Source organism: Flavihumibacter profundi, assembly GCF_020076305.1.
GTDB classification, from domain to species: domain Bacteria; phylum Bacteroidota; class Bacteroidia; order Chitinophagales; family Chitinophagaceae; genus Flavihumibacter; species Flavihumibacter profundi.
Window position 1 is genome coordinate 963,505 of record NZ_JAIQXE010000001.1, and the last position, 13,111, is coordinate 976,615.

General features: G+C 40.6%; 14 protein-coding genes. 10 read left to right on the forward strand and 4 right to left on the reverse strand.

Going from position 1 to position 13,111, the window contains the following annotated elements; all coding sequences use genetic code 11:
• The first annotated feature begins 2 nt into the window (after positions 1-2).
• The 5 genes from ltaE (at position 3) to LAQ65_RS04085 (ending at position 5,225) form a co-directional block, all read left to right on the forward strand.
• Positions 3-1,019: a low-specificity L-threonine aldolase gene (ltaE, locus tag LAQ65_RS04065; RefSeq protein WP_224115660.1), complete on the forward strand. Its 1,017-nt coding sequence runs from the start codon at positions 3-5 to the stop codon at positions 1,017-1,019.
• 36 nt (positions 1,020-1,055) lie between these two features.
• Positions 1,056-2,711: a glucose-6-phosphate isomerase gene (gene pgi, locus LAQ65_RS04070; RefSeq protein ID WP_224115661.1), complete on the forward strand. Its 1,656-nt coding sequence runs from the start codon at positions 1,056-1,058 to the stop codon at positions 2,709-2,711.
• A gap of 47 nt (positions 2,712-2,758) precedes the next feature.
• Positions 2,759-3,673, forward strand: coding sequence for an acetyl-CoA carboxylase, carboxyltransferase subunit beta (gene accD / locus LAQ65_RS04075; RefSeq protein WP_224115662.1), 915 nt, complete (start codon positions 2,759-2,761; stop codon positions 3,671-3,673).
• Positions 3,674-3,729: 56 nt separating this feature from the next.
• On the forward strand, positions 3,730-4,164 hold the full coding sequence (gene smpB / locus LAQ65_RS04080) for an SsrA-binding protein SmpB (protein ID WP_224115663.1): 435 nt from the start codon (positions 3,730-3,732) through the stop codon (positions 4,162-4,164).
• A 68-nt stretch (positions 4,165-4,232) separates the two neighbouring features.
• Positions 4,233-5,225: a hypothetical protein gene (locus tag LAQ65_RS04085; protein WP_224115664.1), complete on the forward strand. Its 993-nt coding sequence runs from the start codon at positions 4,233-4,235 to the stop codon at positions 5,223-5,225.
• A gap of 65 nt (positions 5,226-5,290) precedes the next feature.
• Here LAQ65_RS04085 and LAQ65_RS04090 read toward each other — a convergent pair whose 3' ends face one another.
• Genes LAQ65_RS04090 through LAQ65_RS04105 form a run of 4 tightly spaced genes read right to left on the reverse strand, consistent with a single transcriptional unit; the run spans position 5,291 to position 11,017 of the window.
• Positions 5,291-7,807: a DNA gyrase/topoisomerase IV subunit A gene (locus LAQ65_RS04090; protein ID WP_224115665.1), complete on the reverse strand. Its 2,517-nt coding sequence runs from the start codon at positions 7,805-7,807 to the stop codon at positions 5,291-5,293.
• 12 nt (positions 7,808-7,819) lie between these two features.
• A complete protein-coding gene (locus LAQ65_RS04095; RefSeq protein WP_224115666.1) occupies positions 7,820-8,200 on the reverse strand; it encodes a VOC family protein in 381 nt (126 codons plus the stop codon).
• A 28-nt stretch (positions 8,201-8,228) separates the two neighbouring features.
• Positions 8,229-9,059 (reverse strand): DUF1835 domain-containing protein, encoded by an 831-nt coding sequence (locus tag LAQ65_RS04100; protein WP_224115667.1) that lies wholly within the window; start codon positions 9,057-9,059, stop codon positions 8,229-8,231.
• A 56-nt stretch (positions 9,060-9,115) separates the two neighbouring features.
• Positions 9,116-11,017, reverse strand: coding sequence for a DNA topoisomerase IV subunit B (locus tag LAQ65_RS04105; protein ID WP_224115668.1), 1,902 nt, complete (start codon positions 11,015-11,017; stop codon positions 9,116-9,118).
• A 350-nt stretch (positions 11,018-11,367) separates the two neighbouring features.
• On the opposite strand from LAQ65_RS04105, the gene LAQ65_RS04110 reads away from it, so the two are divergent.
• From LAQ65_RS04110 to LAQ65_RS21145, 5 genes are all read left to right on the forward strand, one after another.
• On the forward strand, positions 11,368-11,634 hold the full coding sequence (locus LAQ65_RS04110; RefSeq protein ID WP_224115669.1) for a hypothetical protein: 267 nt from the start codon (positions 11,368-11,370) through the stop codon (positions 11,632-11,634).
• A gap of 24 nt (positions 11,635-11,658) precedes the next feature.
• On the forward strand, positions 11,659-11,943 hold the full coding sequence (locus LAQ65_RS04115; RefSeq protein ID WP_224115670.1) for a hypothetical protein: 285 nt from the start codon (positions 11,659-11,661) through the stop codon (positions 11,941-11,943).
• A complete protein-coding gene (locus LAQ65_RS04120) occupies positions 11,885-12,451 on the forward strand; it encodes a YkgJ family cysteine cluster protein (protein ID WP_224115671.1) in 567 nt (188 codons plus the stop codon). Before LAQ65_RS04115 ends, LAQ65_RS04120 begins: the two co-directional genes overlap by 59 nt.
• A gap of 95 nt (positions 12,452-12,546) precedes the next feature.
• Entirely contained in the window at positions 12,547-12,783 is a 237-nt protein-coding gene (locus LAQ65_RS04125; protein WP_224115672.1) for a rhodanese-like domain-containing protein, read from the forward strand.
• 129 nt (positions 12,784-12,912) lie between these two features.
• Positions 12,913-13,110 (forward strand): thioredoxin family protein, encoded by a 198-nt coding sequence (locus LAQ65_RS21145; protein WP_224115673.1) that lies wholly within the window; start codon positions 12,913-12,915, stop codon positions 13,108-13,110.
• Position 13,111 lies beyond the last annotated feature (1 nt).

The following is a 13,111-nucleotide window of genomic DNA, read 5'->3' on the forward strand; positions in this document are numbered from 1 at the left end:
TTATGAGAATTGAATTAAGGTCAGACACCTTCACAAAGCCGACCCCGGCAATGCTTGAAGCCATGTTCCATGCACAGGTTGGGGATGACGTATTCAGAGAAGATCCCAGCGTTAATGAACTTGAAGCAGGGGCCGCTGCCCTGTTTGGAAAAGAAGCGGCTTTATATTGCCCAACAGGCACTATGAGCAACCAGGTTGCTATCAAAGTTCATACCCAACCTGGCGATGAAGTGATTTGTGAACAACAGGCGCATGTTTATATTTATGAGGGAGGCGGTATAGCATTCAACTCCGGAGCACAGGTAAAAGCATTGCCCGGTAACTATGGCCGTATTACTGCAGACCAGGTTGCCGGCGCTATTAATCCAGATGATATCCATAAAGCGAAAACATCCCTGGTTTGCCTGGAAAACACAAGCAACAGAGGGGGTGGCAGTTGCTATAACTGGAGTGAAATTCAAAAGATCCGCACCGTCTGCACAACACAAAATCTGGCCCTTCATTTAGATGGTGCACGGTTATTCAATGCCCTTGTAGCTACCGGGCAATCGGCCATACAGTATGGTGAAGTATTTGACAGTATCTCAGTTTGCCTCAATAAGGGATTGGGCTGTCCGGTCGGGAGTATTTTGGTCGGTTCTTCTGATTTTGTTCACAAAGCCAGGCGTATAAGAAAAGTATTTGGTGGGGGGATGCGACAAGCCGGATTTATGGCAGCAGCCGGAATATATGCGCTGCAACACCATATAACCAGGCTTCAGGAAGACCATCAGCACGCCACGCAAATTGCAGAAGCCCTTAAGAAAAAAGATTTTACAGGTTCAATTATGCCCGTTGAAACCAATATCATCATATTTGAAGTTCATGGTCGGTTTACCGCCAAAGAGCTGGTGGAAAAATTAAAGCAGCAAAATATCCATTGTATGGCCATATCCCCAACTCAAGTAAGGATGGTAACCCATTTAGATGTTAATTCGTCAATGGTCCAGAAACTGGTTACTGTGATTAGTGGTCTCTAAATCCCTATTTTTACGGCCACAAGCAAACCAAAATACATGCTACCAACTGTTAATCCATCGCAAACCAGTGCCTGGAAAAGCCTCCAGCAACATTATGACCAGGAGATGAAGCAGGCACATATGCGTGAACTGTTTGAGAAGGACCCCGAAAGGTTCAGCCGCTTTTCACGCTGTTTTGGCGATATCCTTTTTGATTTTTCAAAAAACATCATCACCGGGAAAACATGGTCTCTACTGCTTCAGCTGGCTGCAGAAACCAAGGTTAATGAGGCTATACAGGCAATGTTTAATGGAGAACCTATCAACCAGACTGAAGGCCGGGCTGTTTTGCATACTGCATTGAGGAACCAAAGCGGGAAACCGGTAATTACAGCAGGGAAAGATATTATGCCTGATGTTTTGGCGGTTCTTGCCCAAATGAAAAGTTTTGCAGCAAAAATCCATAGCGGGGAATGGACGGGTTATTCAGGTAAGCCTATATGTTATATTGTTAATATCGGGATTGGTGGAAGCGACCTGGGTCCATTGATGGTGACAGAAGCGCTTAAGCCATATTGGGTTCCAGGCATCCAGGCATTTTTCGTTTCCAATGTAGACGGTACACATATGGCTGAAACCCTTAAAAAGGTTGATCCGGAAAAAACCCTTTTTCTGGTAGCTTCGAAAACTTTTACCACCCAGGAAACCATGACAAATGCTTTAACCGCACGCAGTTGGTTCCTGGCTGCCGCCAAGGATGAAGCTTTTATTGCAAAACACTTTGTTGCCTTGTCAACTAATGAAAAAGATGTAGTGAAATTCGGAATTGACAAAGCCAATATGTTTGGTTTCTGGGATTGGGTAGGTGGACGTTATTCCCTATGGAGTGCAATCGGTTTATCGATTGTCCTCACAATAGGTTATGATCATTTTGAGGCCCTTCTGAAAGGTGCTTTTTCTGCTGATGAGCATTTCAAAACAGCAGCACCAGATCAAAATATTCCTATATTAATGGCACTTACCGGACTATGGTATACTAATTTTTTCGGATCAGAAAGTGAAGCAATTTTACCATATGACCAATATATGCACCGTTTTGCTGCTTATTTTCAACAGGGTAATATGGAAAGCAATGGCAAGTCGGTTGACCGTAATGGTGCCCCTGTCAATTATGCAACCGGTCCAATTATATGGGGAGAACCCGGCACCAACGGCCAGCATGCCTTTTACCAGCTGATCCATCAGGGCACCCCTCTAATTCCCTGTGATTTTATTGCCCCTGCCATTAGCCATAATCCGGTTGGAGACCACCATCTAAAGCTGATGTCGAATTTTTTTGCCCAAACTGAAGCACTAATGAATGGCAAAACAGCAGCTGAAGCAAAAGCGGAATTAGTGCAATCGGGTATGAAAGCCGATCAAATTGAGAAATTATTCCCCTTTAAGGTTTTTAACGGTAACCGCCCTACTAATTCCATTTTGCTAAAACAAATTACCCCCTATTCCCTTGGACAACTTATCGCTATATATGAGCATAAAATATTTGTTCAGGGAATTATTTGGAATATATTCAGTTTTGATCAGTGGGGAGTTGAATTGGGCAAGCAACTGGCAAACAAGATCCTGCCGGAACTAACAGACAATACCCAGGTGAATTCACACGATAGTTCAACCAATGGATTGATCAATACTTTCAAGCACATGCGGCATTAAGGGATTCATTCAGGTTTCTTATCTTAGCCGCCAAAACCAAACGGAGTATGGCACAACACGAGGAAGATTTTGATGCAAACCTGGCTGGTGAAGAAGGACAAACAGAGGAGACAAAATCAAGCTGGTTCAAGCGTATTAAAAAAGGTATTCTGACCAGCACTGCAGAGAAAAAGGAAACACCGGAGGGCTTATGGACGAAATGCCCGGAGTGTAATTATATCTGCACAATGAATGAATTGCGCGAACATATGTTCGTATGTTCAAAATGTAATTACCATCACCGCATAGGTAGTACCGAATATTTCGAAATTTTATTCGATGATGGGCAACTGGAAGTTATGTTTGAAAATATCAGGTCAAAAGATTTTTTACATTTTACTGACCTGAAATCTTACGAAAAGCGACTGCAGGAAATTTGGAGCAAAACAGATATTACAGATTCAATAAGAGTAGCTTCAGGTAATATTAACGGCAATCCAATAGTTATTGCCTGCATGGATTTTGAATTTATTGGCGGATCCTTAGGAAGTGTAATGGGGGAAAGAATATCAAGGGCTGTAGACTATTGCCTGGAGCATAAAACACCCCTCATGATCATTTGTAAATCTGGCGGGGCAAGAATGATGGAAAGTGCTTTTTCTTTAATGCAGCTTGCAAAGGTTTCAGGCAAATTATCGCAAATGACCGATGCAAAAATTCCCTATATCTCATTTTTAACAGATCCGTCTTTCGGAGGAATTTCAGCTTCATTTGGTATGTTGGGTGACCTGAATATTGCAGAACCAGGTGCATTAATTGGATTTGCGGGCCCACGGGTTATTAAAGAGACAATTAAACGTGACCTTCCTGAAGGATTCCAGCGCAGCGAATTCCTGCTTGAACATGGTTTTTTGGATTTCATTATCGACCGGAAAAAACTGAAAGAACGATTAAGTACGTTACTTATACTGTTCAAAAACTAAATCTTTGGCATTTAAACTAATTAAGGAGGTACCTTTGCATCCTTATTTTTTATACAGTGGAACTCAGGAACAGAGCAGCATTTCATGATTACTATTTTGAAGCGACCTATATTGCCGGTTTGGTACTTGTAGGTACTGAGGTGAAAGCAATCCGGAATGGGAAGGTAAGTTTCAATGATGCTTATTGCGTTTTTGATAAGGGCGAGCTATATGTTAAAAACTTACATATCTCAGAATATGCTTTTGGTACAACACAAAGACATGTTCCTACACAGGAAAGAAAACTTTTATTGCATAAAAAGGAACTTAAAAAGCTGGAAACCAAGATAAAAGAGAAAGGCTATACAATTATACCCTTAAAAATATTTTTCACAGAAAAAAATATAGCAAAGCTTGAAATTGGACTTGGAAAGGGGAAAAAGGTGCATGATAAACGTGAATCAATAAAAAGCCGGGAAGTGGAGCGCGACATAAAACGCTTTCTTAAATAAATTATTGTATTTGCAGGAACATTCCTGAAAATGCTTTTATAAATCCAATTTTTGCTTAATTTTCGGACATGCATCGTATAATTCTGATATCCTTAATGATTATTTCCCTAAACGCCGGAGCCCAAACTATGGGTGGTAGCTGGTATGGGAAAGCCGACGTAGTGCTTGACGGCACTTTTAATAACTACCTGACCGAGTTAGTAATTAAACAAAAAGGAAATACCGTAGAAGGCATATTCGGGTACTATTTCCGAAATGGCTACCAAAGTTTTTTTGTCAAGGGGACGTATGATCCTCAAACGCGACAGGTAAGTATACCAAACATTCCGGTAGTATTTTACAAAGCTAATTCCATAGACGGAGTTACCTGTAATATGAGTTTTGAAGGGACATTACGAATTTCAAAAGTTGGTAGTTTTGTTCGTGGTGCTTTCAGTTCCGACTCCAAATACAAATATACCTGTCCTGAATTACGCGTACTATTTTCGCAAGACTCCTTGGTACAGCAGGACTCTGTGATAAATAATGGTATGGCGAAAAAGTTATGGCAACCAACAGTTGAAGATCTTATTGTAATTGACGATCCTAAAACAGCAGATGGACCTGTTATAAAAAATGCTGTCACAAGTGCTGGTTTGTCCCGTCCCGAAATAAAAGGTCCTTCAGTAAGCAGCAATTCCCTGGCTAACCTTACCAACAGGTTCAAGCAAAGGCAAACAATTGTAGCTAATGAATTAATTGTTGCTTCTGATTCTGTGCGGATCAGCTTCTATGATAATGGAGATATTGATGGAGACAGCATTTCAGTATTTCTTAATGGTAACCCGGTACTGGAAAAACAAATGATATCGGCTAAGGCCCTAACAATTTATGTTAAACTTGATCCAAACCGTGAATTTAATGACGTTGCCATGTTTGCTGAAAATCTGGGCCGCATACCGCCAAACACTGCGTTGATGGTGATTTATGATGGCGAAACACCGCAGGAAATATTCCTGACCAGTAACTTAACACAAAATGGTTCTGTAAGGATCAGAAAGAAACAACCGCCTAAAAGATAATCTGCCAACTACATAAAAAAAACAACCGCAATTCGGTTGTTTTTTTATGTGGAATATCCAATAGATTAAAATAAGGACGACTGGGGTCCATCTTCTTTTTCCTTTTGCTCCCATTCCATTTCTGTACTTTTTGAATAGTCAGCAAGCTTGTTGCCAACGGCTTTCCACCCCATCACCTCTACAAAATCAGCAAGCTTAATCTTTTGGGTACGGGCTTGTGCACCTCTTCCAGTATGCAGCATCAGAATAGGCTTCGGATCGGAAGTAACCAATTCAAGCCTGTTACCACTTCCCTCCTTAATAAACAGGAACTTGTTTTGCATTGAAGATGTTTCAATCCGGAAGCGCTTTACATTATATTGTAATTTCTCATTATCAAGATAAACTGCGGTTATGACCTTTTCCGGATTATACTTTTCAATCATTAATACTTTTTCGGGATCAAACCGCTGGGTCATTTCCAAATCAGTTAATTCATAATTTCCATCTGTGAATATTACCAATAATTTTTCCGTGCCTTCAAAATTTCCCAGGTAAAGACCCTTTGCTTCAGTATTCAGCCGGCCAAACTTATCGTCAAACCAAAGTTTAATAGCACTTAAAGTTGATCTTCCGGCTTCTTTAAACCTTACATTTTTAATGGGATACTTAGTAATTTGATTTCCAACTGCCCCGCGCCCTTTAATTTCAAGTTCTTCAAAGTAAAAATCCAGTGATTTATTGCGGGCAGTGCAATTCGGACTTAAAATGATATTTACTACTTCAGCTTCCCCATTGGGATTGGCGGTAAAATAATGGACTCTGCTTTTCTCATTTCCACGACTAAGGTCATATTCCTTTTCACGGGTAACTCCTGTGACATTAAACCGCTTTCCATAACTTATTCCAGTGGACCCATCAACATAAATCATATTATAAGTGGTCCTTTCATCATTTTTCTGGAATACGGCTACATGAATAATGTCTTTACCAATGTAAACCTTCTCACCTACCCTAACTACTTTCATTAGGCCCTTTCTGGTAAAAACAATTATATCATCAAGGTCTGAGCATTCAAAAGCCAACTCATCCTTCTTGAGCCCTGTGCCGATAAAACCATCGCTTCTGTTTACATAAACCTTAGTATTAGCTATTGCAACATGTTTGGCCTGGATGGCTTCAAACAAACGGATTTCCGTCTTGCGTTCCCTGCCCTTCCCGAATTTCTTCAGCAGGTTTTCAAAATAAGCTACCGCATATTCTACCAGGTGCTGCAGATCGTAATTTATTTGTTTTATCTCCGCTTCAAGTGCCCTGATCTGCGCATTGAGTTCTTCAATATCCAGTTTATAAATGCGTCTTACCGGCTTTTCGGTAAGCTTAACAATATCTTCCCTGGTAATTGCTCTTTTCAATTGTTTTTTAAAGGGCACAAAGGCCTTATCAATGGCTTCCAGTACTTTCTCCCAGGTTTCATGCTTTTTTTCCAGTTCCTTATAAATTTTCTCTTCAAAGAATATTTTCTCCAAAGAAGTATAATGCCACTTTTCTCCAAGTTCACCGAGTTTAATTTCCAATTCCTTTTGTAAAAGGTCCTTGGTATTGTCTACTGCAACTGTGAGCAATTCATGTACACCCATGAACCGGGGCTTATGATCTACTATAACGCATGCATTAGGTGAAATACTTACTTCACAATCGGTAAACGCATAAAGTGCATCTATAGTAATATCCGGTGAAATACCAGGCGCCAGGTCTACCTGGATTTCTACATTGGCAGCTGTATTATCAGTTACTTTTTTAATCTTAATTTTCCCCTGGTCATTCGCTTTTATTATGGAATCAATTAAACCTGAAGTGGTGATGCCAAATGGCACATTCCTGATCACCAGTGTTTTTTTGTCGAGCTCCTCGATAACTGCACGAACCCTAACTTTACCACCTCTTTTCCCCTCGTTGTAATTACCAACATCCAGCATTCCACCAGTCTGGAAATCGGGGTACAAGTCAAATTTTTTCCCTTTCAGGCATTTTATGGAAGCATCTATTATTTCACAAAAGTTATGGGGTAATATTTTCGTTGACAAGCCAACTGCAATACCTTCTGCTCCATGGGCCAGCAAGAGCGGGAATTTCATAGGCAAAGTTACCGGCTCATTTTTTCGGCCGTCATAACTCAGTTGCCAATCTGTGGTTTTTGCATTGAATGCAACTTCAAGAGCAAATTTGCTAAGTCTGGCTTCTATATACCTGGGGGCCGCAGCATCATCTCCTGTACGTACATCCCCCCAGTTACCCTGGGTTTCGACAAGTAAGTCTTTTTGTCCCATATTTACCAGGGCCTCGCCGATACTGGCATCACCATGTGGGTGGTATTGCATGCTTTGCCCGATTATATTAGCCACTTTATTGAAACGGCCATCGTCCATTTCCTTCATGGCATGTAAAATCCGCCGCTGTACTGGCTTCAGGCCATCTTCTATTGCCGGTACTGCGCGTTCCAGAATAACATAGGATGCATAATCCAGGAACCAGGTTTTATACTGGCCCTGTACCCCTGAGTCATTTTGGTGTACTAATTCATTTGGCTTTCCTTTCGACATTCTCCAAGCTATTTATAATTCGTATAATTCTAATGGTAATCCATCAGGATCGCTAAAAAAAGTAAATCGTTTCCCTGTATATGGGTCAACCCGTACAGGTTCAGTTATCACCCCTTTTTTTTTAAGTGCGCGTATGCTGTCATCAAGGTTTTCTACTGAAAATGCGAGGTGACGTAATCCTTGTGCTTCTGGCTTCGATGGCCTTTGTGGCGGATTGGGAAAAGAGAATAATTCAATTATATACTGACCGTTTAGCGCCAGGTCAAGTTTAAAGGAATTTCGCTCCTCACGGTACACCTCCCTGATTACCTCCAAACCTAAAATATCGGTATAGAAGGCTTTACTACGCTTATAATTTCCAGTTATAATTGCAATATGGTGAATCGCTTTCACTATTTTATTTTTTCATAATATTGGCTACCTATTCTGAATCAGTGACTGGCCCGCCTTTCCATTTAAGCTCAAAATCTTTCATATTCCGGATTTCCCCCTGAACATCCAATGCCCCACCTGCTGCAAGTTGTTTCAATCGCCACAATAGGTAAGCATCCCCGGTAGAATGCTTATTTTTATTCTGGAACTGTGAAATAATTCTGCCGGCTTTCTGCCAGTCATTGGTGATGAATTTTGAGAGGTCAGCATCGTAAAAATCTTCATTATACTGAACCAGTTTTTTTCCGCCTTCCAGGATACGAACTATTTTATTTTCCTGACTAAGCCTGGTCCATTCATCCGGGTCGATTTCAAACTCACTGAGCGTAATAGGCCTGGATAGTTTTTTGGCTTTCAAAAACTCCTTAGGCGGAATGGTGTGCAACCAGGAAGGATAAAATAATTGTCTTTTTTCATTCAGGAAAGGTAGGTTATTAAGGTAGAGGATAAATATGCGTCCCTGGAATTCTTTCAGGAAATGGAGCAACCAATAGTAACCACTAACATCATGTTTATTCTGAGCAGCCCAGATCCAGACTATTTCATCAGGATTGCGCCGAAGTGTACCTACAAGGTGGGCAATTGTTGCATAATCATCTACTTCCCCGTCTTCAGTTTTTCCTTCAAAATCTCCTCCTGACAATACATTTCGCCACCAGGCTTTGCGCAACTCCTTTCCTTCACCGGCATAGATATTTTCAATTGGTCCAACAGAATAATCGTCTTTTATTTGCACCACTTCTCCAGCCATGCTTTCATCCATTTCAATGGCCTGCTTAAGAACCGGTATATCAGCTTCATTAAAAACAAGGTGAATCATTGTCAGTCATTTTTAGTAAATAATCTATAAGGATTATTTGAAAGTCGGGGCATCAATCAGAGTTGACTATTTATTTCCTCTATCAGGTCCAGTTCGACTTTCAGGTTGTCAATAATAAAATCCTGTCTTTGGGGGGTATTCTTTCCCATATAATATTCCAGCAATTGCTGAATATGTGTTTCAGGCATCACCAGGACAGGTTGTTTTCTCATATCTACTCCGATAAAACGGGCAAACTCATCTGGTGAGATTTCTCCCAACCCCTTAAACCTGGTTATTTCCGGCTTTGAACCCAGCTTTTTGATGGCAGCATTTTTTTCTGTTTCATCGTAACAGTAAATGGTTTCCTGTTTATTACGAACCCTGAAAAGCGGCGTTTCTAATATATAAACATGGCCATTCTTCACCAGATCGGGAAAAAACTGCAGGAAGAATGTCATCAGCAATAGCCTGATATGCATACCATCCACATCTGCATCTGTGGCAATAACCACATTATTATAGCGAAGGCTTTCAATACCATCCTCAACATTCAAAGCATGTTGCAAAAGGTTAAACTCTTCGTTTTCATACACTACCTTCTTGGTTAGTCCGTAACAGTTTAAAGGTTTCCCCCTTAAACTGAATACAGCCTGGGTTTCAACATTGCGGGCTTTTGTAATTGAGCCACTTGCCGAGTCTCCCTCTGTTATAAAAATGGTGCTTTCATGTTGCTTTAGCACGACCATTTCCTTGTCTTTACCGGTAGGTTCCTCATTATAATGAAATCGGCAATCGCGCAACTTCTTATTATGCAGGTTGGCTTTCTTAGCCCTTTCATTGGCCAGTTTCTTGATACCTGCCAGTTCTTTTCGTTCTCGTTCGCTTTGCTCAATTCTCTTCTTAAGCGCATCTGCAGTATTGGTATTTTTATGCAGGTAGTTATCAAGTTCCTTAGCAAGGAATTCAAGTACAAAGGCTTTCATGCTTTGCCCGCCTTCCTCAATATATTGTGAACCCAGTTTGGTTTTTGTTTGTGATTCAAATACAGGTTCAACCACGCGTACAGAAATTGCGGCAGTAATGCTGGCCCTTATATCTGAAGCTTCATAATCTTTTTTATAAAAATCACGGATCACTTTAACATAGGCTTCCCGGAAGGCCTGCTGGTGTGTACCCCCCTGGGTTGTAAACTGGCCGTTTACAAAACTGAAAAGTTCTTCGCCATAATCATTGTTATGGGTAATAGCCAGTTCAATATCATTCCCTTTAAGATGAATTATCGGATACCGTAATTCATCTTCATTGGTGCGTCTCTGCAATAAGTCAAGCAGCCCGTTACGACTCACGAATTTTTTACCATTAAACAGGATGATCATTCCCGCGTTGAGATAGCAATAATTCCAGAGCAGGTTTTCAATATATTCTTCCTGGAAATGGAAATTGCGGAAAACGGTATCATCTGGTATAAAATTGACCAGGGTACCATTAGTCTCTTTAGTAGTAGCTTCTTTGTATTCCTTAATAAGTATTCCTCTTTCAAATTCTGCTGTCTTTTCTTTGCCTTCCCGGAAGGCAGTAACTTTAAAATATTGGCTAAGGGCATTCACCGCTTTGGTACCTACACCATTTAAACCAACACTTTTTTGAAAAGCCTTGCTGTCATATTTGGCACCCGTGTTAATTTTACTTACAACATCAACCACCTTTCCCAGCGGAATTCCCCTGCCATAATCCCTGATTGTAACAATACGATCCTTAATTGTTAATTCAATCTGCTTGCCAAAACCCATGGTATGTTCGTCAATACAGTTATCCATCACTTCTTTCAGCAAAACGTAAATACCATCATCCGCACTGCTACCATCCCCCAATTTACCGATATACATACCTGGCCTAAGCCTGATGTGTTCCCGCCAATCGAGACTTCTGATAGAATCTTCTGTATACTCAAAACCTGGTTTGTTGATTTCTGCCATAAACTATTAATACTTTGATCCGGCGGTTATTTCTTTAAAGCTGGCAAATATAAAGAAAGGCCCATCAGCTTTCATTGGTTCATTTTGCACGCCTGTGGAAAATCCAGCTTATTATTTAAATGATTGGTAATCAGTTGCAATCGGTTGATTAAATATAAAATCTGGGGAACCTGGCTTCTTCGCTTTCCCAGCTGATTTTTTATGCTTATTTTTGTCATCCGCAGTGGTTTACTGACAGCAGCATTTTTTTTTACTAACCCCAGGCTTCTGTCCAGCCACCGGCTCTACTAACCCATTATGTGCTGATTTACAATCCGTTAATAGTTTTTATTGTTGAAAAAATGTAGAGTATGTATAGCTATTCCTTGTTGGAGACGAATTGTTATTACCTGATCCAGGAGAAAGCAGAGGGGCCTATTTCTTTAATCAAAGTGAATATGGACTCAGATTATTGTTTATTCCTGACCCGTTTTGGGGAAACGGAAATAACCGAGTGGCGCAGAAAAGATGACACGATTCATGAGATACTTGAATTGTTATCTGATGAAAAGATCAAAGTTTGGCAAGCGGCCTATTATAGTAATGAAGATGCTTTTTATGAAGATGGTGAAGAATAATGATCATCCTTTAAAAACAAACAAATGACAACTTACGCTGACCTGCAGCCTGGGAAATTTTACCTTCTGAAAGATGATGGCAATTCTGATATTGAAATGATTTCTGTTTTAGCACTAACAGATAAATGTATCCTGCTGCGCAGTTTTGGCCAGGAAGAAATAGATTTCTGGAAATTGCGGAAAGACATAATACATGAAGTAATCGAAGAGATGGATTTTGATAGTGCTGCAGCTATTTTATCCCTTTACGATGAAGAAGAAGAGCTTGAAGATGAAGATGATGATTGGGAGGAAGAGGATGAAGATTAAGCCTGGGTCGCTGCAAACCGACCTTTCTGTTTTGCAACGGAAATCCAGTGAAAATGTAATGGAAAATGAAGCTTTCCGGGAATTCCTGCGTCTTCGGGAAGGGCCTCTTGATTCCCTTGTTGCGGAATTAAATGCAGAAGTAACAAAATTAATCGACTGTACTTCCTGCGGTAATTGTTGCAGGAGCCTGATGATCAATGTTAGCACCGATGAGGCGGTTAAATTTGCCAATCGGATAAATAAATCTTTATCAGAAATAAAAGCTGACTATCTGGAAGAAAGTATTGGCGGTCAATTAGTCATAAATACCATTCCCTGCCATTTTCTGGCAGAAAATAAATGTACTATTTACGCCGACAGGTTCGAAGATTGCCGGGCATTTCCACATTTGGATAAACCTGGTTTCAGCCAGCGGATATTTGGCACCCTGATGCACTATGGACGTTGTCCAATTATTTTTAACGTGATTGAAGAGTTGAAACAGCGCACCAACTTTACCAGGCAATAAATGGCCGAATTGACATGAATAAATAATCCTTGCAGTTACTTCTGGTCATTTTTGAATTGAGTTGTCAATTGTCTGGTTAATCCAACTGCCAATTGATGCCGGAAGCTTTTGAACAGAAAGTGAAGCAACCTGGAGCACAGATACTTGATGTAAGAACGGCAGAGGAGTTTAAATCAGGATACATTGCAGGTGCTTTACAGGCTGACTGGCTGAAGCCGGAAGAATTTTCCACCCGCTCTCAGGACCTGGATGCACTTAAAGAAGTGCTGATCTATTGCGCAAGTGGGAAAAGAAGCGCCTATGCTGCCCAAACATTGCGGTCAAAAAGATAAATTGTATATGAATTAACCGGCGGTCTGTACAAATGGAAACTGGAAGGCCGTCCTGTTATAGCAGATGAAGCGGTACCGCAATTCACATCTGCAGATTATGAAAAAATGATTCACCAATCATGAACGGTTTTGGTTGATTTTGGTGCACCATGGTGCCCACCCTGCCGAAAAATAAAACCTGTATTAGCTGAGTTGCAAAAAAGTTTGCCAGGGACCTTTGTTTTGCAAAAAAATGATGGCGGCATTCATACCGATCTCATGAAATCTTTAAATATAAAAGCTTTGCCACATTTCTTTGTCTACAAAAAAGGCGTTAAAGTGTGGTAAA

What these genes read in the sequence shown, in the direction of transcription:
- ltaE (WP_224115660.1), top strand. Translation starts at nt 3, where the DNA reads ATGAGAATTGAATTAAGGTCAGACACCTTCACAAAGCCGACCCCGGCA.
- pgi (WP_224115661.1), top strand. Translation starts at nt 1,056, where the DNA reads ATGCTACCAACTGTTAATCCATCGCAAACCAGTGCCTGGAAAAGCCTC.
- accD (WP_224115662.1), top strand. Translation starts at nt 2,759, where the DNA reads ATGGCACAACACGAGGAAGATTTTGATGCAAACCTGGCTGGTGAAGAA.
- LAQ65_RS04085 (WP_224115664.1), top strand. Translation starts at nt 4,233, where the DNA reads ATGCATCGTATAATTCTGATATCCTTAATGATTATTTCCCTAAACGCC.
- LAQ65_RS04090 (WP_224115665.1), bottom strand. Translation starts at nt 7,807, where the DNA reads ATGTCGAAAGGAAAGCCAAATGAATTAGTACACCAAAATGACTCAGGG.
- LAQ65_RS04100 (WP_224115667.1), bottom strand. Translation starts at nt 9,059, where the DNA reads ATGATTCACCTTGTTTTTAATGAAGCTGATATACCGGTTCTTAAGCAG.
- LAQ65_RS04105 (WP_224115668.1), bottom strand. Translation starts at nt 11,017, where the DNA reads ATGGCAGAAATCAACAAACCAGGTTTTGAGTATACAGAAGATTCTATC.
- LAQ65_RS04110 (WP_224115669.1), top strand. Translation starts at nt 11,368, where the DNA reads ATGTATAGCTATTCCTTGTTGGAGACGAATTGTTATTACCTGATCCAG.
- LAQ65_RS04115 (WP_224115670.1), top strand. Translation starts at nt 11,659, where the DNA reads ATGACAACTTACGCTGACCTGCAGCCTGGGAAATTTTACCTTCTGAAA.
- LAQ65_RS04120 (WP_224115671.1), top strand. Translation starts at nt 11,885, where the DNA reads ATGAAGAAGAAGAGCTTGAAGATGAAGATGATGATTGGGAGGAAGAGG.
- LAQ65_RS04125 (WP_224115672.1), top strand. Translation starts at nt 12,547, where the DNA reads ATGCCGGAAGCTTTTGAACAGAAAGTGAAGCAACCTGGAGCACAGATA.